Source organism: Pseudomonas sp. L13, assembly GCF_009935965.1.
GTDB lineage: Bacteria > Pseudomonadota > Gammaproteobacteria > Pseudomonadales > Pseudomonadaceae > Aquipseudomonas > Aquipseudomonas lactis.
Map to the genome: position 1 here is coordinate 1 of NZ_QODJ01000080.1, position 21,339 is coordinate 21,339.

A 21,339-nucleotide genomic window follows, 5' to 3' on the forward strand; every position below is an offset into this window, starting at 1 on the left:
GCGATGTCGGCGGTCATGTTGACCTCTTGCGGCATCCAGTGGTTGGCGCAGCCGTCGAGGTACTTCTGCCAGGCCCAATCGTACTTGAAGGGCACAAGTTGGTTGAGGTCGGCGCGGCAGTTGATCATGCGCTTTTCGTCAACGGCGACGCGGGCGGAGGCGCCTTCCAGCTCGGCGAGGCCTTCGGCGACGTCGAGTTTGTCCAGGGCGGCCTTGGCGCGCACGATGGCGGCGGAGTCGTTGGCGGTGACGGCGCGGGCTTCCACGGCGGCAGCGGCGCCGGCACCGTCGAGGCGGTCCATGTTGGCTTCGGTGGCGTGGCCGGCGTTGGCGCCTTTGATCACCGCTGCACCGGTGTCTTCGTTGTCGACTTCATCCCAACTCAGCATGGAAATACTCCTTCCTGGTACTCGAAAAATAAATGTTTTTGCAGGCTACAAGGCATTGAAATACTGCGCGTAGTGTGGTCGGTAAATACCGATGCTGCACACTATGTAGTGGTCTGATCTGTTTGTGGGCACACTATATGGGGTGTAACAAAGTTGGTCAACGCACAAGATGTGCGGTCATAGGTCGCTGCCATACACAAATTCAGCCGTGGGCGGGTCATGAAACATCACTCTGCATATGTCTTTATCGAATAAATAAATAGATATTTATTCCTTTTAATATTCTATCGGGCAGCGCATTTTGAGGGCCTGCGCATTCGTGCGGATTGACCCAACAGCCAAAAGGAAAGCCGACATGACCATCAAAGCGATCAACGTGCGCAACCAATTCAAAGGCGTGATCAAGGAGATTCTGCTGGGGGAAGTGGTGTCGGAAATCGACGTGCAGACCGCCTCGGGCATTGTTACTTCGGTGATTACCACGCGCTCTGTACGTGACCTGGAATTGAAGGTGGGCAGTGAAGTGATTGCCTTTGTGAAGTCGACGGAAGTGTCCATCGCCAAGCTGTGAATGGATAATGTGGGTGGGGATTGCTTACCCCTCCCACCAATGCTTCGCTGGGCAACTCAGCGCTGGCGCAAGGCACTTTCCATGCGCTGTATACCTTCCTCAAGCATCGCCCGTGGGCAACCGAAGTTCAGGCGTACGAACTGTTGGCTGTCATCGCCAAACTCAATCCCAGCACTCAGGCCGACCCTGGCCTGTTCCAGGAAGAACTGCTGCGGGTCCTCCAGGCCCAGGGCGCTGCAATCAAGCCACGCCAGGAAGGTACCCTGTGGCGCATGCATCACCACGCCGGGCAGGCGGGTTTTTACCGCGTCGAGCAGGTAGTCGCGGTTGGCTTGCAGGTACTGCACCAGCGCGCTGAGCCAGTCGGTGCATTCGCTGTAGGCGGCGCGGGTGGCTTCCAGGCCCAGTGGGCTGACGCTGTCGACCATGCCGCAGCGCGCCTGATTGAAACGCTCGCGCACCTCGGCGTTCTGGACCACGGCGAAGCAGGTCTTCAGGCCGGCCACGTTATACGCCTTGCTCGCTGACATCAGGGTGATGGTGCGCTGGGCGATCTCGGGGCTGAGGCTGGCGGTGGGGATGTGGCGACGGCCGTCGAAGCACAGCTCTGCGTGGATTTCGTCGCTGATGATCAATGCGCCGGTGTCCAGGCAGGCATTGGCCACCGCCAGCAACTCTTCACGGGCAAACACCTTGCCGATGGGGTTGTGCGGGTTGCTCAGCAACAGCGCCCCGGCCCCGCTCAAGGCTTGGCGCATGGCCGGCAGCGGTGTGCGGTATTCGCCATCGATCAATTGGAACGGCACTTCGATGCGTGGCAGCTTCCAGTTGCCGGGCGCCAGGCGAATCGGCCGATAGTTGGGGGTTTGCAGTACCACCGCCTGGCCGGGCTGGACGAAGGCGTGCAAGGCCATATTGAAGCCAGGCTCGACGCCGGGCAGAAACAGCAGTTCTTCAGGCTGCACGCGCCAGGCGTACTTGGCCCACAAGTCGGAAACGATAGCGTCGCGCACGTCCGGGCCGGCCACGCTGTAGCCGAGAATCTGCTGGTCGAGGCGCGCGTGCAGGGCTTGCAAGATGGCGGGCGGCGCGGCGATGTCCATGTCGGCGATCCACATCGGCAGGACGTCTTGCGGGTAACGGCTCCACTTGGTACTGCCGGTATCGAAGCGTGGGTGGATCGTGTCGAAATCAAAGCTCATGGACAGGCTCGTATCAGGGCGGCGGTAAAAGAATGGCGCCGATTCTAGCGCCATTAATTTTATAGGCCAGAGCTGATTGCCGACTTGCGCAGCAGTGTGCGTTCCATGACCGACAAGTTCTGTAATAAAAACGCCATTGCGCTGGGGATTGAATCAGCTAGGGGCTATTTTGGTGCATCTCAATAATCAGAGTAGCCATGGATGAAATACCAACCCTTCAGTCACACTTTGATTGCGACCGCGCTGGTCTTGACGGTCAACGGTGTGCACGCAGCTTCCCAAGCCCCGGTTGCGGGTGAAAATGGCATGGTGGTCACGGCCCAGCACCTGGCAACCCACGTGGGTGTCGATGTGCTCAAGGCCGGCGGCAACGCGGTCGATGCGGCGGTGGCGGTAGGTTACGCGCTGGCGGTGGTGTACCCGGCGGCGGGCAACCTGGGCGGCGGCGGTTTCATGACCGTGCAACTGGCGGACGGGCGCAAGACCTTCCTCGACTTCCGCGAAAAAGCCCCGTTGGCGGCGACGGCCGACATGTACCTCGACAAGGCCGGCAATGTGGTCGAAGGCCTCAGCGCCAAAGGCCATTTGGCGGTCGGCGTACCGGGCACGGTGTCTGGCATGGAGCTGGCCCTGAGCAAGTACGGCACCCTCAAGCGCGCGCAAGTGATTGCCCCGGCGATCAAGCTGGCGGAAAACGGCTTTGCGCTGGAGCAGGGCGATATCGACCTGTTGCACACCGCCACCGGTGAGTTCGAAAAAGACCAGGACATGCGCGGGATCTTCCTGCACAACGGCAAACCGATGCAGGTGGGCCAGAAGCTGGTGCAGAAGGACCTGGCCAAGACCCTCAAGGAAATCTCGGCCAAGGGCACCGACGGTTTCTATAAAGGCTGGGTCGCCAAGGCGGTGGTGGATTCCAGCCAGGCCGGCAAAGGCATCATCACCCAGGCCGACCTCGACGCCTACAAAACCCGCGAACTGGCCCCCATCGAGTGCGACTACCGTGGCTACCATGTTGTCTCGGCGCCGCCACCCAGCTCGGGTGGTGTGGTGATCTGCCAGATCATGAACATCCTCGAAGGCTACCCGATGGCCGATCTGGGCTATCACTCGGCCCAGGGCCTGCACTACCAGATCGAAGCGATGCGCCACGCCTACGTGGACCGCAACAGCTACCTGGGCGATCCGGACTTCGTGAAGAACCCCATCGAGCATCTGCTGGACAAGAACTACGCGGCCAAGCTACGCGCTGCCATCGAGCCGCAAAAGGCTGGTGACTCCCAGGCGATCAAACCGGGTGTGTCGCCCCACGAAGGCAATAACACCACCCACTATTCCATCGTCGACAAGTGGGGCAACGCGGTCTCGGTGACCTATACCCTCAACGACTGGTTTGGCGCCGGGGTGATGGCCAGCAAGACCGGGGTGATTCTCAACGATGAAATGGATGACTTCACCGTCAAGGTCGGCGTACCGAATATGTATGGGCTGGTGCAGGGCGAAGCCAACGCCATCGCACCAGGCAAGGCGCCGTTGTCATCGATGAGCCCCACCATCGTCACCAAGGACGGCAAGGCAGTAATGGTCGTTGGCACACCGGGGGGCAGTCGCATTATCACCGCGACCTTGCTGACCATCCTGAATGTCATCGACTACAAGATGAACATCCAGGAAGCCGTGGACGCACCGCGCTTCCACCAGCAATGGATGCCGGAAACCACCAACCTTGAGACCTTTGCGGTCAGCCCGGACACCCAGAAGATCCTCGAAAGCTGGGGCCACAAGTTTGCCGGCCCGCAAGATGCCAACCACCTGGCCGCCATCCTGGTAGGCGCGCCTTCCCTGGAGGGCAAGCCGGTGGGTAACAACCGTTTCTATGGGGCCAATGACCCGCGGCGCAATACAGGCTTGTCGTTGGGCTACTAAAGGAGCTGACATTGCCTCTGTAGGAGCGAGCTTGCTCGCGAAGAACTGATAGGCGCTGCGTTTATCCAGAAAACACGCGTTATCGTTGACGTTTTTCGCGAGCAAGCTCGCTCCTACAGGATCAGGGCATCAAGGTGGCGATCAGGGCGCGGATGGTCCCCGGCAGCGCTTCCAGCTCACGTACCAGGATGCTGCGCTCGCGAATCGCCCAGGGCTCGTCCAGTTTCACCGTCACCAGCTGCATGGTGCGGCTGTGGCGCAGGGCGGCGGATTCGGGAATGATGCCAATGCCCACGCCGGCCTCGACCATCCGGCAGATCGCTTCGAAGCTCGAGACCTGGATACGCAGCGACAACTGCTTGCCCAGGCGCTCGACGTGTTCGCGCAGGAAACTCAACAGCGTGCTGCCTTCATGCAGGCCGATATGCTGATACGCCAGGGTCTGCTCAAGGGTCACCGAAGGCAGGTCGGCCAACGGATGCCCGACGGGCACCATCAGCACCAGCTCATCGGTGCTGAAATGCAGCACTTGCAAGCCAGAGGCTTCTACGGGGCCGGCGATGATACCCATGTCACTGGTGCCATCGAGCACCCCGCGCACGATGTCCCGTGACAGGCGTTCCTGCAGGTCGACGGTGACGCCCGGTCGCTGCGACAGAAAGCCTGCCAAGACCTCCGGCAAAAACTCGGTGACCGCCGTGGTGTTGGCGAAGATACGGATATGCCCGGCTGAATCCACGCCGTATCGGGTGAACTCGCTTTTGAGGTAATCGACCTGGCGCATGATCAACCGCGCATGGTGCAACAGCCGCTCGCCTGCCGGAGTGATCTCCACGCCCCGGCTGTCGCGGTACAACAGGCGCGTGTCGAGCTGGCCTTCCAAGGCTTTGATCCGCGCACTGGCGGCAGCCGGCGACAGGAAGGCGCGCTTGGCACCCTGGGTGAGGCTGGGGGATTCGGCGATATGGATAAACAGGCGCAGGTCGGCGAGATCGAAGTGCATGCAAAAACTCCCGGGCAACAGGTTTCCTGTGGGAGCTGGCTTGCCTGCGATGGCGGTGTGTCAGTAACGAAGATGCTCACTGACACACCGCTATCGCAGGCAAGCCAGCTCCCACATTGGTTCACGGTGTGGCTGTAAGCGTTCAGCATAACCGAACGCTGGTTTATTGAAATGCAAATTCTCAGAACGGGCAGGCCCTTGCATGATCCACGGCAGTCACCCACTGCCTGAGGACCTGCACCCGATGAGCGCCACTGATTGGATCGGCCGAAGTGAGACCGCCCACGACCACCTGAGCCATAACCTGCTCAAGCGTATCGCCGCCACGTTCGGTGAAGCCGTGCCCGCCGATGGCGACGCGGTGCCTGCGTTGTGGCAATGGTGCTTTTTCCAGGACCCGTTGCCTGAATCTGCCCTGGGCAGCGACGGTCACCCGGCACGCGGCGGGTTCCTGCCACCGGCCGATAACCGCAATCGTATGTGGGCCGGTGGGCGCCTTGAGTTTTTGCACCCGCTGCGGGCTGGCGAGGCGGCCACGCGCGTATCCACCATCACCCAGGTCGAAGAAAAAACTGGGCGCACCGGTTCACTGTTATTTGTCACCGTGAGCCATGACTACTCCCAGGACGGGCGCCTGGCCATCCGCGAGGAACAGGACATCGTCTACCGCGAACCCACGCCACCCAAGGCGGGCAGCGGCGACGCGCTGGCCCAAGGCGAATGGACAGAGGCGGTCGAACCGACGCCAACCCTGCTGTTCCGCTACAGCGCCGTGACGTTCAACGGCCACCGTATCCATTACGACTACCCCTATGTCACCGGCACCGAAGGCTATGCCGGCCTGGTGGTGCATGGCCCGCTGATCGCCACCTTGAGCCTGCGCGCGTTCTGCCGGGCGCACCCCGAAGCGACTCTGCGCCGCTTTGCCTATCGCGGCGTGCGCCCACTGATTGCGCCGCAGCCTTTTGAGGTCGGCGGGCGCATCACCGCAACCGGCGTCGCAGACCTCTGGGCCGGCAACACTGAAGGCCTGGCGCAGACCGCCCAGGTGCATTTCGAATAACCCCATAACAACAGGCGGAGAGCCGTTAATGAATGCCCACGACAACGAAGAACTCAATGCCATCCGCGACGGCGTGCGCGCCTTGTGCGCCGAGTTCGATGCCGCTTACTGGCGCAAGATCGATGAAGAAAAGGGCTTTCCCGAAGCCTTCGTCAAGGCCCTGACCGACGCTGGCTGGCTGTCGGCGATGATCCCCGAGGAGTACGGCGGGTCCGGCCTGGGCCTGGCCGAAGCCTCGGTGATCCTTGAGGAAGTCAACCGCTGCGGCGGCAACTCGGGCACCGTGCACGGCCAGATGTACAACATGTTCACCCTGCTGCGTCACGGCAGCGAGGCGCAAAAACGCTTCTACCTGCCCAAGCTGGCCAGCGGTGAATTGCGCCTGCAGTCGATGGCCGTCACCGAACCCACTACCGGCACCGACACCACCAAGATCAAGACCACGGCGATCAAGCGCGGCGACAAGTACGTGATCAACGGCCAGAAAGTCTGGATCTCGCGGGTGCAGCATTCCGACCTGATGATTTTGCTGGCACGCACCACGCCCTTGGCCCAAGTGCAGAAAAAATCCGAAGGCATGTCGATCTTCCTGGTGGACCTGCGCCAGGCCATCGGCAACGGCCTGACCGTGCAGCCTATCGCCAATATGGTCAACCACGAGACCAATGAGCTGTTCTTCGACAACCTGCAGCTGCCCCTGGACAGCCTGATTGGCGAGGAGGGCAAGGGCTTCAAATACATCCTCGATGGCCTGAATGCCGAGCGCACCCTGATTGCCGCCGAGTGCATCGGTGACGGCCGCTGGTTTATCGAAAAGGCCAGAGGCTATGCCCGCGACCGTGTGGTGTTTGGCCGGCCCATCGGGCAGAACCAGGGCGTGCAGTTCCCGATTGCCGAGGCGCATATCGAGATCGAAGCGGCGGACCTGATGCGCTGGCGTGCCTGTGAGGAATACGACAGCGGCAAGAACGCCGGGGCCAGTGCCAACATGGCCAAGTACCTGGCGGCCAAGGCGTCTTGGGAAGCGGCCAACGCCTGCTTGCAAACCCATGGCGGCTTCGGCTTTGCCTGCGAGTACGACGTGGAGCGCAAATTCCGCGAGACCCGCCTGTACCAGGTGGCACCGATCTCCACCAACCTGATCCTGTCCTACGTGGCCGAGCATTTGCTCGAACTGCCGCGCAGCTTCTGAGGGCCTTGAGCATGCATCATACCCAAGCCCTTTGCCGGTTCCTGGCCGAGCTGACTTACGCGCAGTTGCCCGAGCACGTACTGGCGCGCACCGAAGAGCTGTACCTGGATTGGCTCGCGTCTGCCTTGGCCAGCCAGGGCGCGCACCCGATTCCCCTGTTTGAACGCTACGCACAGAAGATGGGCCCGAGCAGCGGCCCGGCCCAGGTGATCGTCAACGGCCCCGGCACCAGCGCGTATTTTGCCGCCCTGGTCAACGCCGCCTCCTCGCACTTGGTGGAGCAGGATGACTTGCACAACAGCTCGGTGCTGCACCCGGCCACTGTGGTGTTTCCCGCCGCGTTGGCCGCTGCCCAGGACCTCGGCAAGTCTGGCCGTGAACTGTTGCTGGCCTCGGTGGCCGGCTATGAGGCGGGGATCCGCGTCGGTGAGTTCATGGGGCGTTCCCACTACCGCATCTTCCACACCACTGCCACGGTCGGCACCTTGGCGGCGGCGGTCGCGGTGGGCAAGTTGCTCGACTTCAACGAAGAGCAATTCATCAACCTGCTCGGCAGCGCCGGCACCCAGGCCGCCGGGCTCTGGGAGTTTCTGCGCGATGCCGCCGATTCCAAGCAACTGCACACGGCCAAGGCGGCGGCGGACGGCTTGCTGGCGGCTTACCTTACGGCCGATGGGCTGACCGGCGCGCGCAATATTCTTGAAGGCGACCAGGGTTTGGCGGCGGGCATGTCCAGTGATGCGCAGCCGGGCAAATTGTCTGCCGGCCTGGGCAGCCGTTGGGCACTGGTGGAAACCTCGTTCAAGTTCCACGCTTCCTGCCGTCACACCCATCCCGCTGCCGATGCGCTATTGGACGTGATGCAGCGTGAAGGCTTGCGCGCTGCACAGATCTCTCAGGTGCAAACCCACGTGCATCAAGGCGCCATCGACGTACTCGGCCGAGTGACGGTGCCAGCCACCGTGCACCAGGCCAAATTCTCCATGGGCACCGTGCTCGGTCTGATCGCCGTGCATGGCAAGGCCGGGTTGCCTGAATTCCGTGACCTGGCGTTGACCGATCCTGCGGTCGCGGCGTTTCGCGACAAGGTCAGCATGAGCCTGGACCCCGAAGTCGACAGCGCCTACCCGCAACGCTGGCTGGGCCGCGTCACCGTCACCACCACCGATGGCCGCACGCTGCACGGTGCCATTGATGAACCCAAGGGCGACCCGGGCAACACCCTGAGCCGTACCGAGCTGGCGGACAAGTTCCAGCGCCTGGCCCACTTCAGCGGCGCCCGCACCCCGGCCCAGGCCAACCGCCTGATCGAGCAGGTGTGGAACCTGCGCACTACCGCGTCCATGGCCCATTGGCTTGGAGGAATTTGTGATGACTGAACAACGACCGCTGGACGGCATCACCGTCGTCAGCCTGGAACACGCGATTGCCGCGCCATTCTGTACGCGCCAGTTGGCCGACCTTGGTGCGCGGGTTATCAAGGTGGAGCGCCCCGGCGCCGGCGATTTCGCCCGTGGCTATGATGAGCGGGTGCGTGGCCTGGCGTCGCATTTCGTCTGGACCAACCGCTCCAAGGAAAGCCTGACCCTGGACCTCAAGCAGGACGAGGCGGGCGCCATTCTGGATGCGCTGCTGGCCGACGCCGATGTGCTGGTGCAGAACCTTGCCCCCGGCGCGGCGGCGCGCATGGGCTTATCGTTCGAGGCGCTGCACGCGCGCTTTCCACGGCTGATCGTCTGCGATATTTCCGGCTACGGTGAAGGCGGGCCTTACGAGAAAAAGAAAGCCTACGACCTGCTGATCCAGAGCGAAGGCGGCTTTCTCTCGGTGACCGGTGGCCCAGGTGAAGAACAGATGGCCAAGGCCGGTTGCTCCATCGCGGATATCTCCGCCGGCATGTACGCCTACAGCGGCATTCTGTCGGCGCTGCTGCTGCGCGGCAAAACCGGCCAGGGCAGCCGCATCGATGTGAGCATGTTGGACAGCCTGGTGGAGTGGATGGGCTACCCGATGTATTACGCCTTCGACGGCGCGGCGCCGCCACCGCGTGCGGGTGCCGCGCATTCGACGATTTACCCTTACGGGCCGTTTCCCACTGGAGGCGGCGGCACGGTGATGCTTGGCTTGCAGAACGAGCGCGAATGGGCGGCGTTCTGCGACAAAGTGCTGCTCAGCCCGGCGCTGGCCACGGACGAGCGCTTCAGCGCCAACTTCAAGCGCTCGGCCAACCGCGAGGTGCTGCGCCAGATCATCGTGGAGCGCTTTGCCCCACTGGACGTCGAGGCGGTGATCCAGCGCTTGGAAGACGCGCAGATTGCCAGTGCACGGGTCAACGACATGCAAGGCGTGTGGGACCACCCGCAACTCAAGGCCCGCGACAGCTGGCGCGACATCCAAAGCCCGGCGGGGCCGTTGCCGTCGCTGCTGCCACCGGCCCGTAACGCTGCGTTTACCCCGCGCATGGACGGCGTGCCAGCGCTGGGGCAACACAGCCAAGGCATCCTCGACCAGCTGGGTTACTCCGTTGAGGCCATTAACAGCCTGCGCGAGCGCGGCGTTATCTAATCAGGAATCAAGTGATGCCAAAGTCTTTAGTACGTTCTGCGCTGTTTGTGCCGGGCAGCCGCCCGGAGCGGTTTGCCAAGGCCCTGGCCAGCGGCGCCGACGCGGTGATTGTGGATTTTGAAGACGCGGTGGAAGAACCGCTCAAGCGTCAGGCTCGGGATAATCTGGGCGCGTTCCTGCATGCGCATGCCGAAGCCCAGGTGTGGGTACGCATCAACGCGCCCCAGCATGCCGAGCATTTTGCCGATGTCGCCTTCTGCAAGGCCCATGCAAATGTGGCGGGGGTGTTGCTGCCCAAGGTCGAAAGCGCGGCCCAGGTGGCGGTGGTGGCCGCGACAGGCAAACGTATCTGGCCGATTATCGAAAGCGCACGGGGTTTGCTGGCGCTGGCGGAGATTGCCCAGGCGCCTCAGGTGCAGCGCCTGTCGTTCGGCGGCTTGGACCTGGCGCTGGACCTCAACCTGAGCAGTCACTCCCGCGCCGCCGAATTGGCCCTCGACCAGGCGCGCCTGGCGCTGATCGTGCATTCGCGCGCCGCGGGCCTGGCGGCGCCGCTGGACGGCGTGCACCCGGCCATCGACGACCCCGAAGGCCTGCACCGCTCGATCCGGCACGCTTATGAAATGGGCTTTGCCGGGGCGTTGTGCATTCATCCCAAGCAAGTCGCGGTGATCCATGCCGCGCTGGCGCCGAGCGCCGAAGAGCTGGCCTGGGCCAGGCGGGTGGTGGAGGCGGGCGCCCATGGGGCAGGGGCTTATCAGATTGACGGGCAGATGGTCGATGCGCCGGTACTGCTGCGCGCGCAACGGCTGCTGGCCGCGCAACTGTAACTGACAAAACCGGGAACAAAATGTGGGAGCTGGCTTGCCTGCGATAGCCATAGGTATCTACACAACTCTGTAGCACTCAACGCTAACCACGATGCGAAGCGAGCCGCTCGTGATCTTGCTCTTGATCTGCTTTTGATCTTGATCTCAGGCGCCCCGTTAAACCACGCTGGTCGGAATTCGACAGGGATTTGGGGGGTAAACCGGCAGGGATGCCGGTTTAGCCGCCCCGCGCCATGGATGGCGCGTGGCGGCGGCCCCCCAAATCACTGGCGAATTACGGGCACACCGAGCCTAAGCGAGGTGCCGAGTGGTGGGGCAAGAGCGTTTTGCTTACTTTGCCGCTCTTGCAAAGTGAGCCGCCGTCAGGGCGGAACCCTAAGTGGCCGTTACCTAAATAACGGATATGTACGCGGTCGAATCCAACTTCTTGGTCGGCTGTCAGGCCGTCTTCGCAGGCAAGCCAGCTCCCACATTTGGATCGCGGTGCGTCAGTTAGAACAGCGTCGGCTATCCGGTCGTCACGGGAGCAAGCTCCCTCGCCACAGGTTCAGCGTCGCACCAAAGTTGTGTAGATACCTATGCTGCGATAGCGGTAGAACAGTCAATGTCTGTGTTGCCTGACACACCGCTATCGCAGGCAAGCCAGCTCCCACACTGGACGCGTTCGGCCAGGCCGAACGCAGGTATCTAAAATTCGAAATTCACGACACGCGTTACATCAGGCACCTTGCCTTAAACACAACAATAAGAAGGTGATTCCCATGCTCAAGCTTTCCCGGGCGCTGCTGTGCGCCGCCACCTTGTTTACCGCTGGCCTGGCCCAGGCGGCAGACCCGATTGTGATCAAGTTCGCCCACGTGGTTGCCGAGAACACCCCTAAAGGCCAGGGCGCGTTGCTGTTTAAAAAACTTGCTGAAGAGCGTCTGCCCGGCAAGGTCAAGGTTGAGGTGTACCCGAACTCGTCGCTGTTTGGCGATGGCAAGGAAATGGAAGCGTTATTGCTGGGCGACGTGCAAATGCTTGCGCCGTCCCTGGCCAAATTCGAGCACTACACCAAGCAAGTTCAAATCTACGACTTGCCGTTCCTGTTCAATGACTTGGCCGCCGTCGACCGTTTCCAGGCCGCTGAGGGCAAGCAACTGCTGACCTCGATGCAGGATAAGAACATCCTCGGCCTAGCCTATTGGCACAACGGCCTCAAGCAACTCTCTGCCAACAAGGCCCTGCATGAACCCAAGGACGCCCGTGGCCTGAAGTTCCGCGTGCAGGCTTCCAGTGTGCTCGAAGAACAGTTCAAGGCGATCCGCGCCAACCCGCGCAAGATGAGCTTTGCCGAGGTCTACCAGGGCCTGCAGACCGGCACTGTGAATGGCACCGAGAACACCTGGTCGAACTATGAAAGCCAGAAGGTCAACGAAGTGCAGAAGTACTTCACCGAGTCCAACCATGGCCTGATCGACTACATGGTGATCACCAACGCAAGATTCTGGAACGGCCTGGCGCCGGATGTGCGCAGCACCCTGGAGCAGATCATGGCCGAGGTGACGGTGGAGGTGAACAAGCAGGCTGAAGCACTGAACCAGTCGGCCAAGCAGAAGATCATCGACGCCAAGACCAGCGAAATCATCGAACTGACCCCCGCGCAACGTGCGCTGTGGCGCGAAGCCATGCGCCCGGTGTGGCAGAAGTTCGAGGGCGAGATTGGGGCTGACCTGATCAAGGCGGCGGACGCTTCCAACCAGTAATCCTGTTCACTCCTCTGTAGGAGCGAGCTTGCTCGCGAAAAACGCGTAGGCAACGCGTTCATTCAGGATGCCAGCGTTATCGTTGACGTTCTTCGCGAGCAAGCTCGCTCCTACACAGTTCGCGAGGTTTTGCCATGCAAACGCTAAGGCGCGTCTGGGAGCACCTGGAGGAAGGCTTCATTGCTTTCCTGCTGGCCGCCATGACCTTGGTGACATTCGTCTACGTCATGCTCAACAACGTCTACACCCTGTTCTTTACCCTGGCCGATAAATGGGCCTGGAGCAGCCCCTTCTTCAATGCCCTGGGCGACGGCACCATGACGTTGGCCCAAGAGATGACCTGGAGCGTGGCGCTGACCAAGGCCATGTTCGGCTGGTTGATCTTCTTCGGCATTTCCTACGGCGTGCGCACCGCAGGCCACCTGGGCGTGGACGCGTTGGTGCGGCTCACCCGGCGCCCGGTGCAACGCCTGCTCGGCATGCTCGCGTGCCTGTGCTGCCTGGCCTATGCCGGGCTGTTCATGGTGGCCAGCTACAAGTGGGTGAGTGCGGTGATGACCGCGCACATCGGCGCCGAAGACCTCGACCAGTTCGGCATCGATGTCGGCGACATCGTGGTGATCGTGCCCATTGGCTTTGCCTTGGTCTTGATCCGCTACCTGGAAATTTTCTACCGCATCTTTACCCACCGCCAGGTCGGGTTGGGGTTGGCCGACGAGGCCGGTGAGGCCAGCAAGTTGGCCGGCAGCCATGAGGAGCGTCACTGATGGCCGTGCTCTGTCTGTTTCTGCTGTTGTTCGTGTTCATGTTCCTGGGCGTGCCAATTGCGATTGCCCTGGGGCTCTCCGGTGCGGTGTCGATCCTGATGTTCAGCCAGGACTCGGTGAGTTCCCTGGCGATCAAGCTGTTTGAAACCAGCGACGCCTACACCTTCCTGGCGATTCCGTTTTTCCTGTTATCCGGCGCCTTCATGACCACCGGCGGCGTGGCCCAGCGGCTGATCGACTTTGCCAACGCCTGTGTCGGGCATATCCGCGGTGGCCTGGCGATTGCGGCGGTGTTGGCGTGCATGCTGTTTGCGGCGCTGTCCGGCTCGTCACCGGCCACGGTGGCGGCGGTGGGCTCGATTGCCGTGGCGGGCATGGTGCGTTCCGGTTACCCGAAGGAGTTTGGGGCGGGCATCATCTGCAACGCCGGCACCTTGGGCATTCTGATTCCGCCGTCGATTGTGATGGTGGTGTATTCTGCGGCGACCGAAACCTCGGTGGGCAAGCTGTTCATGGCCGGGGTGATTCCGGGCTTGTTGCTGGGCCTGATGTTGATGATTGCGATCTACATCGTCGCCCGCATCAAGAAGCTGCCGGCGCAACCCCGGGCGACGTTCCGTGAGTGGCTCAGTTGCGCACGCCGGGCGTTCTGGGGCCTGTTGCTGCTGGTGATCATCCTCGGCGGCATTTACAGCGGCATGTTCACCCCGACCGAGGCGGCGGCGGTGGCGGCGGTGTATTCGGCGTTTGTCGCGCTGTTCGTCTACAAGGACATGAAGCTGCGTGACTGCCCCAAAGTGCTGCTGGAGTCCGGGCGGTTGTCGATCATGCTGATGTTCATCATCGCCAACGCCATGTTGTTTGCCCACGTGCTGACCACCGAGCAGATCCCCCAGCAAATTACTGCTTGGGTGATCTCCGAAGGGCTGACGCCGATTGGCTTTTTGATCATGGTCAACGTGGTGTTGCTGATTGCCGGCAGCTTTATGGAGCCTTCGGCCATTGTGCTGATCCTGGCGCCGATCTTTTTCCCGATTGCGATGAAGCTGGGCATTGATCCGATTCACCTGGGCATCGTGATGGTGGTGAACATGGAAATCGGCCTGGTGCATCCACCGGTGGGGCTGAACCTGTTCGTGACCTCGGCGGTGACGGGGCTGACCCTGGGGCAGACCATCCGCGCGGCGATGCCGTGGCTGATGATTCTGTTGGTGTTCCTGATCATGGTCACCTACCTGCCGTTCATTTCCCTCGCGCTGCCGCAGTGGCTGGGGATGTGAGGCCGTTAGACGGTGGGAGAGGGCAGCCCTCCCACCGCTGAGGGGCGTCAGACTTTGAACTGACGCAAAAGCCCATCAAGCTGTTCACTCAAACCACGCAACTGTGCACTCGCCACGCTGGATTGCTCCGCCGCCAGCGCGGTGCTGTGGGACAGCCCGGCCGCTTGGGTGACGTTCTGGTTGATGTCTTCCACCACGTGGGCCTGTTGCAGGGTGGCGCTGGCAATCGAGGCGTTCAGGCCGTTGAGGTTGTGCAGCGCCTGGCCGATGGCGGTGAGGCTTGCGCCCGCCTGGCCGGCTTGTTCGATGGTCAGTTGCGAGGCGCTGTGGCTGTCGCTGATCACCTTGACCGCCGCTTCCGAGTGGCCTTGCAGGCGCTCGATCATCACCTGGATCTCGGCAGTGGATTTCTGCGTGCGCTGGGCCAGCAGGCGCACCTCATCGGCGACCACCGCAAACCCACGGCCTTGCTCCCCGGCGCGGGCGGCTTCGATGGCGGCGTTGAGGGCGAGCAGGTTGGTCTGGTCGGCGATGGAGCGGATCACCTCCAGTACACCGCCGATCTGTGTGCTTTCGCTGGAGAGCGTGCGGATCACCTCAACAGCCTGGCTGATGGTGGTGGAGAGCTGGTCGATCTGCTGCAAGCTACCGTCGATATTGACCTGGCCCTGTTGTGCCTGGGCCTGGGCATCGCGCATTTCGCTGGCGGCGTGCTCGGCATTCTTGGCTACGTCCTGCACGCCGTAGGTGACTTCGTTGATGGCGGTGGCCACCAGTTCCATCTGCTGCGATTGCTGCTGGCTGCGGTCATGGGCCTGGCTGGCATTGTGGCCCAACTCGGTGGACGACTGGCCCAGGGCGTTGGCGCACACCTGCAACTGGCCGACCACCTGGCGCAGCTTGGCGGTGAAGCTATTGAAGTGCTGGGCCAGTTGCGTCAATTCGTCACGGCCGTGGGTGTCGAGGCTGTGGGTCAGGTCGCTTTCGCCGCTGGCGATATTGCCCATGGCATTCACCGCCGCCTGCAACGGCTGCACGATGCTGCGGGCAATCAGCAGCACCAGCACGGCCATCATCAACGCAATGCCCAGGCCAATGGCCGAGGCTTTCCACACCTGGCCCCTGAATTCAGCCTGCACATCGTCCACGTAGACGCCGGAGCCGATAATCCAGCCCCAGGGTTCGAACAGTTGGATGTACGAGGTTTTCTCTACCGGCGCTTCGGCGCCGGGCTTCGGCCAGCGGTAGTTGACGATGCCGGCGCCCTTGGCCTTGGCCAGGCTCACGAATTCGTTGAACACGGCGAAACCGTCCGGGTCGCGAATCGCCGAGAGGTTCTGGCCGTCGAGCTTGGGGTTGGCCGCGTGCATGATCATCACGGGGGTGAGGTCGTTGATCCAGAAGTAATCGTCGTGGTCATAACGCAGGCCGCGCACCGCGCTCAAGGCCTGCTGCTGCGCGGCGTCGCGGGTCAGTACGCCGGTTTTTTCCAGGTTCTGGTAATAGCTGAGTACGCCACTGGCGGTCTGCACCACGTGCTGGGTCTGCTGGCGCTTGGCCTGGTAGAGGTCGCCGTGGATCTGGTTGAGCATCAACAACCCCAAGGCCAGCAGCATTAACACGGCGACTATCAGGATCAGCCAAAGGCGGCGGCTGATCGACATGCTGCGCAAACTGTTCATCGTCCTGTCACTCCCTGCTCTTTATAATTGTGGTGCTGCTTCGAGATTTCCGGCGTGTCTGATAGGCTTTCGGCCCGGAATCGAAAAACCTGAGTACTGCCTGATTTTTCACGGAATTTTTGCAGACCGGCGTTGAGAATCAACCGCGGGCGCTTGTGTGCGCTCGTCGTCAGTGAACTTAAAAAAGACTAAGAGGCATGCCCCGTGCATGACCTTTGGAGACAGCATGGATTTTTGGACCGCCATACAGGCATTGATTCTCGGCATCGTAGAGGGGCTTACGGAGTTCTTGCCGATCTCCAGCACCGGCCACCAGATCATCGTCGCCGACCTGATCAATTTTGGCGGCGAGCGTTTCGAAGCCTTCAACATCATCATCCAGCTGGGTGCGATCCTGGCGGTGGTCTGGGAGTTTCGGCGCAAGATCTTTGACGTGGTTATCGGCCTGCCGACCCAGCCAAAAGCCCGGCGCTTCACGGTCAACCTGATCATTGCCGTGTTGCCGGCGGTGGTACTCGGGGTGATCTTCGCCGATTTGATCAAGCACTACCTGTTCAACCCGATCACCGTGGCCACGGCGCTGGTGGTGGGCGGCGTTATCATGTTGTGGGCTGAGCGCCGCCAGCATGCGGTGCGGGCTGAGAGCGTCGATGACATCACCTGGAAAGACGCCCTGAAAGTCGGCCTGGCTCAGTGCCTGGCCATGATCCCGGGCACCTCGCGTTCCGGTGCGACGATCATCGGTGGCTTGTTGTTCGGCCTGTCACGCAAGACGGCTACCGAGTTCTCGTTCTTCCTGGCGATGCCGACCATGGTCGGTGCAGCGGTGTACTCAGGCTATAAATACCGTGACCTGTTCCAGCCCGCGGACTTGCCGGTATTCGCCATTGGCTTTGTCACCTCGTTCATCTTCGCGATGATTGCGGTCAAGGCCTTGCTCAAATTCATCGCCAGCCACAGCTACGCGGCGTTTGCCTGGTACCGGATTGCCTTCGGCCTGGTGATCCTGGCGACCTGGCAATTCGGCTGGATCGACTGGACTGCGGTCAAGCCATGAGTATCCAGCACCCACGCCTGAAGGCGCTGCTCTTTGTGCTGCTGTGTGCCGCGCCGCTGCTGGGCTCGGCCTTGCTGTGGTATCGCGGCGAAACGGTCATCCCGTTGATGGCCTACGGCGTGGTCAGCGTGGTGGCGTTCTTCCTGTACTGGAGCGATAAGCGCAAAGCACAGACCGAAGGCTGGCGCACCCCGGAAAACATCCTGCATGCGGTGGAGCTAGCGGGCGGTTGGCCGGGGGCGTTGATCGCCCAGCAGGTGTTCCGGCACAAGACGCGCAAGGCGTCTTACCAGGTGCTGTTCTGGGTGATTGTGCTGTTGCACCAGGTGTTCTGGCTGGATCAGTTGTTCCTCGGCGGCACCTTGCTGTCAATCCTCTAGCCGCAAGCCAATCTGCGTGCGCTTGGGCAGCTTGCTCACCACCAACTGGTGGGAGCGCTGCAACAAGCCGCGCAGTTCCTCAGCGCCCAAAGGGTAGGGCGTGTTCATGATGACCCACTGTGCCCTCGCCAGGTAAGGCGCCGGGTGAATGCCCGGCCGGTCGACGTGGCCCAGGAACAGCTCTTTGTCGACCTTGAAGGCCAGCGACTCACCGCGCAGGTTCTGCAAGGCGAACATCTTGTTGCCGGCAATCGAAAACACCCGCACGCCGCCCCATTTATAGTCTTCCCGTGCGCCTGGCAGGCTCAGACAGAAATCTGCGACTTGTTCTTCCGTCATGCTCATAACAGCCGATCTCCACAGCCTTTGAAGCCTTCCTCAATGTAGTCGATCCACGCGCGGATGGCCGGCAACACACCGCGCCGGTGCGGGTACACCGCCTGCAGCCAGCCGCCCGGCAATGACCATTGCGGCAGCAGTTGCACCAGCCGGCCGCTGGCCAGTTCTTCTTCGCAGTACATCATCGGCAGTATCGTAAAGCCCACCCCCATGATGGCGCTGGCCTTGCGCACGATAAAGTCTTCGATGCCCAGGCGCGCTTCCATCACCAGCTCATGGGTATTGCCCTGGGGATCGATGATGCGTTGATGCACCATTCGATCGGCCTCAAGCGCGCCGAGTATGGGCAACTGCTTGAGGTCTTCCAGGGTTTCGACCTGCCGATCACGCATGAACGCGGGGCTGGCCACCAGCACGGTGTGCGCCTGGCGCAGGCGTTTGGTCACCAGCAACGGGTCCTCATCGCCGTGTTCGCGCACGCGCAGTGCCACATCAATGCCTTCGGCTACCAGGTCGACGCGGCGGTTCACCAGGGTCATGTCCAACTGCACCAACGGGTGGGCGGCCAGAAAACCTGCCACCAACTCCGGCAGGATGTGTTGGGCCAGCCCCACCGGGCAACTGACCCGCAGCCGCCCACGCGGCTCGCTGGACATGCTGGCCACGGCCTCGTCGGCCATTTCCGCTTCCAGCAGCATGGCCTGGCAGTGGCGCAGGTAGCGCTCGCCCACGGCGGTAAGGGTCAGTTGCCGGGTGGTGCGTTGCAGCAGGCGTGCACCCAGGCGGTCTTCCAGCTCGGCAATGCGCCGCGACAGCCTGGATTTGGGAATCCCGAGTAGCCGGCCAGCCGCAGCAAAACCGCCGGCTTCGACGACTTTGGCGAAATAGTAGAGGTCGTTGAGGTCTTGCATGGTGGGCCTATTGTCCTGTCAGTGGGACAAACTATCCACGTGTGGCGCGTGTAAATCCACCCCTGAGAAGCAAGCGCTTCGGGGGAGGGGCGGGTTGTGGTGGAATGATTTGAAGCAGCCCGTTTTTGCTCGACACGTCGGCCCTATACATTTCTTGGAAAAATTTTATTTTTTTGCTCAACGGTGCCTATACAAGTTTCGCTCTTCCTTTGGGTGGATAGCTAAATATGTAGGAAATTTAATTAAGGCTTTCAACTTAAAGGCGGTAACTTTTTCTCTGTCTGTTGTAGGAGAAAGAGTATTAAGCACGATACTTTGCCCAGTCGAATAATTGCCTAGCTGAAATGGCCGCTCAATGATGTAGGAAATTTCCTTGTGTGTTGTGGTCCTTTGATATGACTAGGCGAGACACTTCTGGTATTTGAATGTGCATGACGTCTTGATCTTTTTTAAAGCTCAATGCAATACTCTTTAAACATTAAGTTTAATCAGTATTCTTGCAGGCGCTCCTCAGGCAAAAATGACGTGAGGCGCCGTCTTGCCTATGTGGAGTGCCTGAATTGAGCGTCCGTTGCGAATGGTTGTCGGCACCTGCCTGACCTCACTTGAAAGTAATTGAAAAGTTACCTCTTTAACTCATGGCTATGAGGGCGCAGTCACGTCAGGAATAGCTTGTATTGTCGGTGCGATACATGACTTCGCTGCTCTGCTAACGGAAACGTAATGGCGGCTGGGTCAAGGTTGTGCCAAGTGTCACGGAGACTTGCATATGCTTAATGAACTGCGCACCTTGCATGGCGTGGTCACCGGTTTCAAACGTTTGTCTGGCTCCCTCGATGAAGCCCTCTACAAAATCACCCTCGAAAAACCGCGTCTGGCCTTGCTTGATCGCGGCCAACAATTTCGTATCAACCCACACCAATCGCTGCCGCAGATTGTCGAAAGCATCCTGTGCAACACCCGCGACGAACGACTGGTGGTCGAGGTGGCTACAGATTGGGTTGACGGGGTGACCCCTCACCACAAAGGGGACCCCGCCTGTCAATTGATAGCGTTCACAATTGTTCGCAGGACATGCACTTACCCCCGCGATAGCGTCAACCCTTTACCTATCGTGTCGCCATGGAGGCCCGAACATGCTCAATGAACTGCGCACCTTCTTCGACCACAGTCGGCACAAACTCACGGTTCGCAACGTGGATGCGGTACTCGACGTGCTGGCCTTCGAAGGCCACGAAGGCCTGAGCCAGCCGTTCAACTACCGCGTCGAATTCACCAGCCTCGACGGCGACCTCAGCGCCGACAGCGTGCTGGGCAAAGACGCCAACTTCAGCCTGCACGGCCCAGGCCTGAGCCCCGACATGGCCGCGCTCAAAGCCGTGGGCATTGAGGTGCCCCCGGTCAAACCACTGCGCACCCTGCACGGCGTGGTCACCGGCTTCAAACGCCTGTCCGGCTCCCTCGACGAAGCCCGCTACGAAATCACCCTCGAACCGCGCCTGGCCTTGCTCGGCCGTGGCCAACAATTTCGCATCTACCAGCACCAATCCGCGCCGCAGATCGTCGAAAGCATCCTGCGCAACCGCCACGATTTCGAAGGCCAGGATTTTCTCTTCAATCTGGTGCGCGAATACCCCAAGCGCGAACAGGTCATGCAATACGACGAAAGTGACCTGGCCTTCATCTCGCGCCTGCTGGCCGAAGTCGGCATCTGGTACCGCTTCACCCGCGACGAACGCCTGAACATCGACGTGGTGGAATTCCACGACGACCAACGCCACTACCAGTTCGACGTCCAGCTGCCATACCGCCCGCAATCGGGCCTGAACAGCAGCGGCCAGGACGGCGTATGGCGCCTGCAATCGAACCACAAGGTGGTGGAGCAGCACGTCAACATCCGCGCCTACCACCATCGCGTGGCCAACGCCTACCTCGACGGCGATATTGACCAAAGCCGTGGCGCCAAAGGCACCTACGGCGAGGCCTACCACTACGCCGAACCCTACAGCGTCATCGGCGACCGCTACGACCAGGACGAAGACCTGCAAAGTGAAAGCGGCTACTTCTACGCACGCCTGCGCCACGAACGCTACCTCAACGGCCAGACCCACCTCAGCGGCGTCAGCAGCAGCCCCAGCCTGACCCCCGGCCAGGTCCTGAAAATCTCCGGCGGCGCACCCAACGCCTTCACCCCCGGCGCGGTTATCACCCAAGTCACCACCCACGCCGCCCGCGACCGCAGTTTTGAAGCCAGCTTCCAGGCCATCCCGTATTCGGAAACCGTGTGCTTTCGCCCGGCGCTGCTGCCCAAACCGCAAATCGCCGGCACCGTCCCGGCCCGCGTCACCAGCCCCAAGGAACACGACCCCTACGGCCACATCGACCTCGAAGGCCGCTACAAAGTCCACTTCCTGTTCGACCGCGACACCTGGAAACC

At 61.2% G+C, this 21,339-nt stretch carries 18 protein-coding genes and 2 pseudogenes; 14 read left to right on the forward strand and 6 right to left on the reverse strand.

Annotated elements, in window-relative coordinates:
• A pseudogene (locus DK871_RS25925) lies at positions 1-389 on the reverse strand (ribonucleotide-diphosphate reductase subunit beta); the annotation flags it as partial.
• 355 nt (positions 390-744) lie between these two features.
• Here DK871_RS25925 and DK871_RS25930 point away from each other — a divergent pair.
• Positions 745-960, forward strand: coding sequence for a molybdopterin-binding protein (locus tag DK871_RS25930; protein ID WP_003173733.1), 216 nt, complete (start codon positions 745-747; stop codon positions 958-960).
• 56 nt (positions 961-1,016) lie between these two features.
• Here the strand turns inward: DK871_RS25930 and DK871_RS25935 are convergent, their stop codons facing one another.
• On the reverse strand, positions 1,017-2,162 hold the full coding sequence (locus DK871_RS25935) for a MalY/PatB family protein (RefSeq protein WP_161907151.1): 1,146 nt from the start codon (positions 2,160-2,162) through the stop codon (positions 1,017-1,019).
• A gap of 201 nt (positions 2,163-2,363) precedes the next feature.
• Between DK871_RS25935 and ggt the strand changes: the two genes are divergently transcribed.
• A complete protein-coding gene (gene ggt / locus DK871_RS25940; RefSeq protein ID WP_032892018.1) occupies positions 2,364-4,088 on the forward strand; it encodes a gamma-glutamyltransferase in 1,725 nt (574 codons plus the stop codon).
• A 121-nt stretch (positions 4,089-4,209) separates the two neighbouring features.
• On the opposite strand, the gene DK871_RS25945 is transcribed toward ggt, so the two are convergent.
• Positions 4,210-5,091 carry a LysR family transcriptional regulator gene (locus DK871_RS25945; RefSeq protein ID WP_161907152.1) on the reverse strand — a complete coding sequence of 294 codons (882 nt, stop codon included), beginning with the start codon at positions 5,089-5,091 and terminating at the stop codon, positions 4,210-4,212.
• Positions 5,092-5,335: 244 nt separating this feature from the next.
• Here DK871_RS25945 and DK871_RS25950 point away from each other — a divergent pair, with 244 nt between their 5' ends.
• The 8 genes from DK871_RS25950 to dctM all read left to right on the forward strand — a co-directional run bounded on the left by DK871_RS25950 (position 5,336) and on the right by dctM (position 14,533).
• Positions 5,336-6,154 (forward strand): MaoC family dehydratase N-terminal domain-containing protein, encoded by an 819-nt coding sequence (locus DK871_RS25950; protein ID WP_161907153.1) that lies wholly within the window; start codon positions 5,336-5,338, stop codon positions 6,152-6,154.
• A 28-nt stretch (positions 6,155-6,182) separates the two neighbouring features.
• Complete coding sequence (locus DK871_RS25955; RefSeq protein ID WP_161907154.1) at positions 6,183-7,346, forward strand: acyl-CoA dehydrogenase family protein; 1,164 nt, start codon at positions 6,183-6,185, stop codon at positions 7,344-7,346.
• An 11-nt stretch (positions 7,347-7,357) separates the two neighbouring features.
• Entirely contained in the window at positions 7,358-8,725 is a 1,368-nt protein-coding gene (locus tag DK871_RS25960; RefSeq protein WP_161907155.1) for an MmgE/PrpD family protein, read from the forward strand.
• Positions 8,718-9,911 (forward strand): CaiB/BaiF CoA-transferase family protein, encoded by a 1,194-nt coding sequence (locus DK871_RS25965; protein ID WP_161907156.1) that lies wholly within the window; start codon positions 8,718-8,720, stop codon positions 9,909-9,911. Before DK871_RS25960 ends, DK871_RS25965 begins: the two co-directional genes overlap by 8 nt.
• Before the next feature lie 14 nt (positions 9,912-9,925).
• Positions 9,926-10,741, forward strand: a complete 816-nt coding sequence (locus tag DK871_RS25970) for a CoA ester lyase (protein WP_161907157.1) — start codon at positions 9,926-9,928, stop codon at positions 10,739-10,741.
• A gap of 761 nt (positions 10,742-11,502) precedes the next feature.
• Positions 11,503-12,486 carry a TRAP transporter substrate-binding protein gene (locus tag DK871_RS25975; protein WP_161907158.1) on the forward strand — a complete coding sequence of 328 codons (984 nt, stop codon included), beginning with the start codon at positions 11,503-11,505 and terminating at the stop codon, positions 12,484-12,486.
• 134 nt (positions 12,487-12,620) lie between these two features.
• A complete protein-coding gene (locus DK871_RS25980; protein WP_047710778.1) occupies positions 12,621-13,253 on the forward strand; it encodes a TRAP transporter small permease in 633 nt (210 codons plus the stop codon).
• Complete coding sequence (dctM, locus tag DK871_RS25985; protein ID WP_032892010.1) at positions 13,253-14,533, forward strand: C4-dicarboxylate TRAP transporter large permease protein DctM; 1,281 nt, start codon at positions 13,253-13,255, stop codon at positions 14,531-14,533. The genes DK871_RS25980 and dctM overlap by 1 nt, the downstream gene beginning before the upstream one ends.
• Before the next feature lie 47 nt (positions 14,534-14,580).
• Here the strand turns inward: dctM and DK871_RS25990 are convergent, their stop codons facing one another.
• On the reverse strand, positions 14,581-16,215 hold the full coding sequence (locus DK871_RS25990) for a methyl-accepting chemotaxis protein (RefSeq protein WP_161907159.1): 1,635 nt from the start codon (positions 16,213-16,215) through the stop codon (positions 14,581-14,583).
• 226 nt (positions 16,216-16,441) lie between these two features.
• Between DK871_RS25990 and DK871_RS25995 the strand changes: the two genes are divergently transcribed.
• Both DK871_RS25995 and DK871_RS26000 read left to right on the forward strand, forming a co-directional pair.
• Positions 16,442-17,272 carry an undecaprenyl-diphosphate phosphatase gene (locus DK871_RS25995; RefSeq protein WP_003191045.1) on the forward strand — a complete coding sequence of 277 codons (831 nt, stop codon included), beginning with the start codon at positions 16,442-16,444 and terminating at the stop codon, positions 17,270-17,272.
• Entirely contained in the window at positions 17,269-17,652 is a 384-nt protein-coding gene (locus DK871_RS26000) for a DUF1294 domain-containing protein (protein ID WP_161907160.1), read from the forward strand. The genes DK871_RS25995 and DK871_RS26000 overlap by 4 nt, the downstream gene beginning before the upstream one ends.
• On the opposite strand, the gene DK871_RS26005 is transcribed toward DK871_RS26000, so the two are convergent.
• Together DK871_RS26005 and DK871_RS26010 are read right to left on the reverse strand one after the other, a co-directional pair.
• On the reverse strand, positions 17,641-17,997 hold the full coding sequence (locus tag DK871_RS26005; protein ID WP_161907161.1) for an MmcQ/YjbR family DNA-binding protein: 357 nt from the start codon (positions 17,995-17,997) through the stop codon (positions 17,641-17,643). The two genes, DK871_RS26000 and DK871_RS26005, sit on opposite strands and share 12 nt — an antisense overlap.
• Complete coding sequence (locus DK871_RS26010) at positions 17,994-18,902, reverse strand: LysR substrate-binding domain-containing protein (RefSeq protein WP_161907162.1); 909 nt, start codon at positions 18,900-18,902, stop codon at positions 17,994-17,996. The genes DK871_RS26005 and DK871_RS26010 overlap by 4 nt, the downstream gene beginning before the upstream one ends.
• Before the next feature lie 781 nt (positions 18,903-19,683).
• On the opposite strand from DK871_RS26010, the pseudogene DK871_RS29775 reads away from it, so the two are divergent.
• A pseudogene (locus DK871_RS29775) lies at positions 19,684-19,875 on the forward strand (contractile injection system protein, VgrG/Pvc8 family); the annotation flags it as partial.
• A gap of 163 nt (positions 19,876-20,038) precedes the next feature.
• Positions 20,039-21,339 (forward strand): type VI secretion system Vgr family protein (locus DK871_RS26020; RefSeq protein ID WP_161907163.1); only part of this gene is annotated, 1,301 nt, incomplete at its 3' end.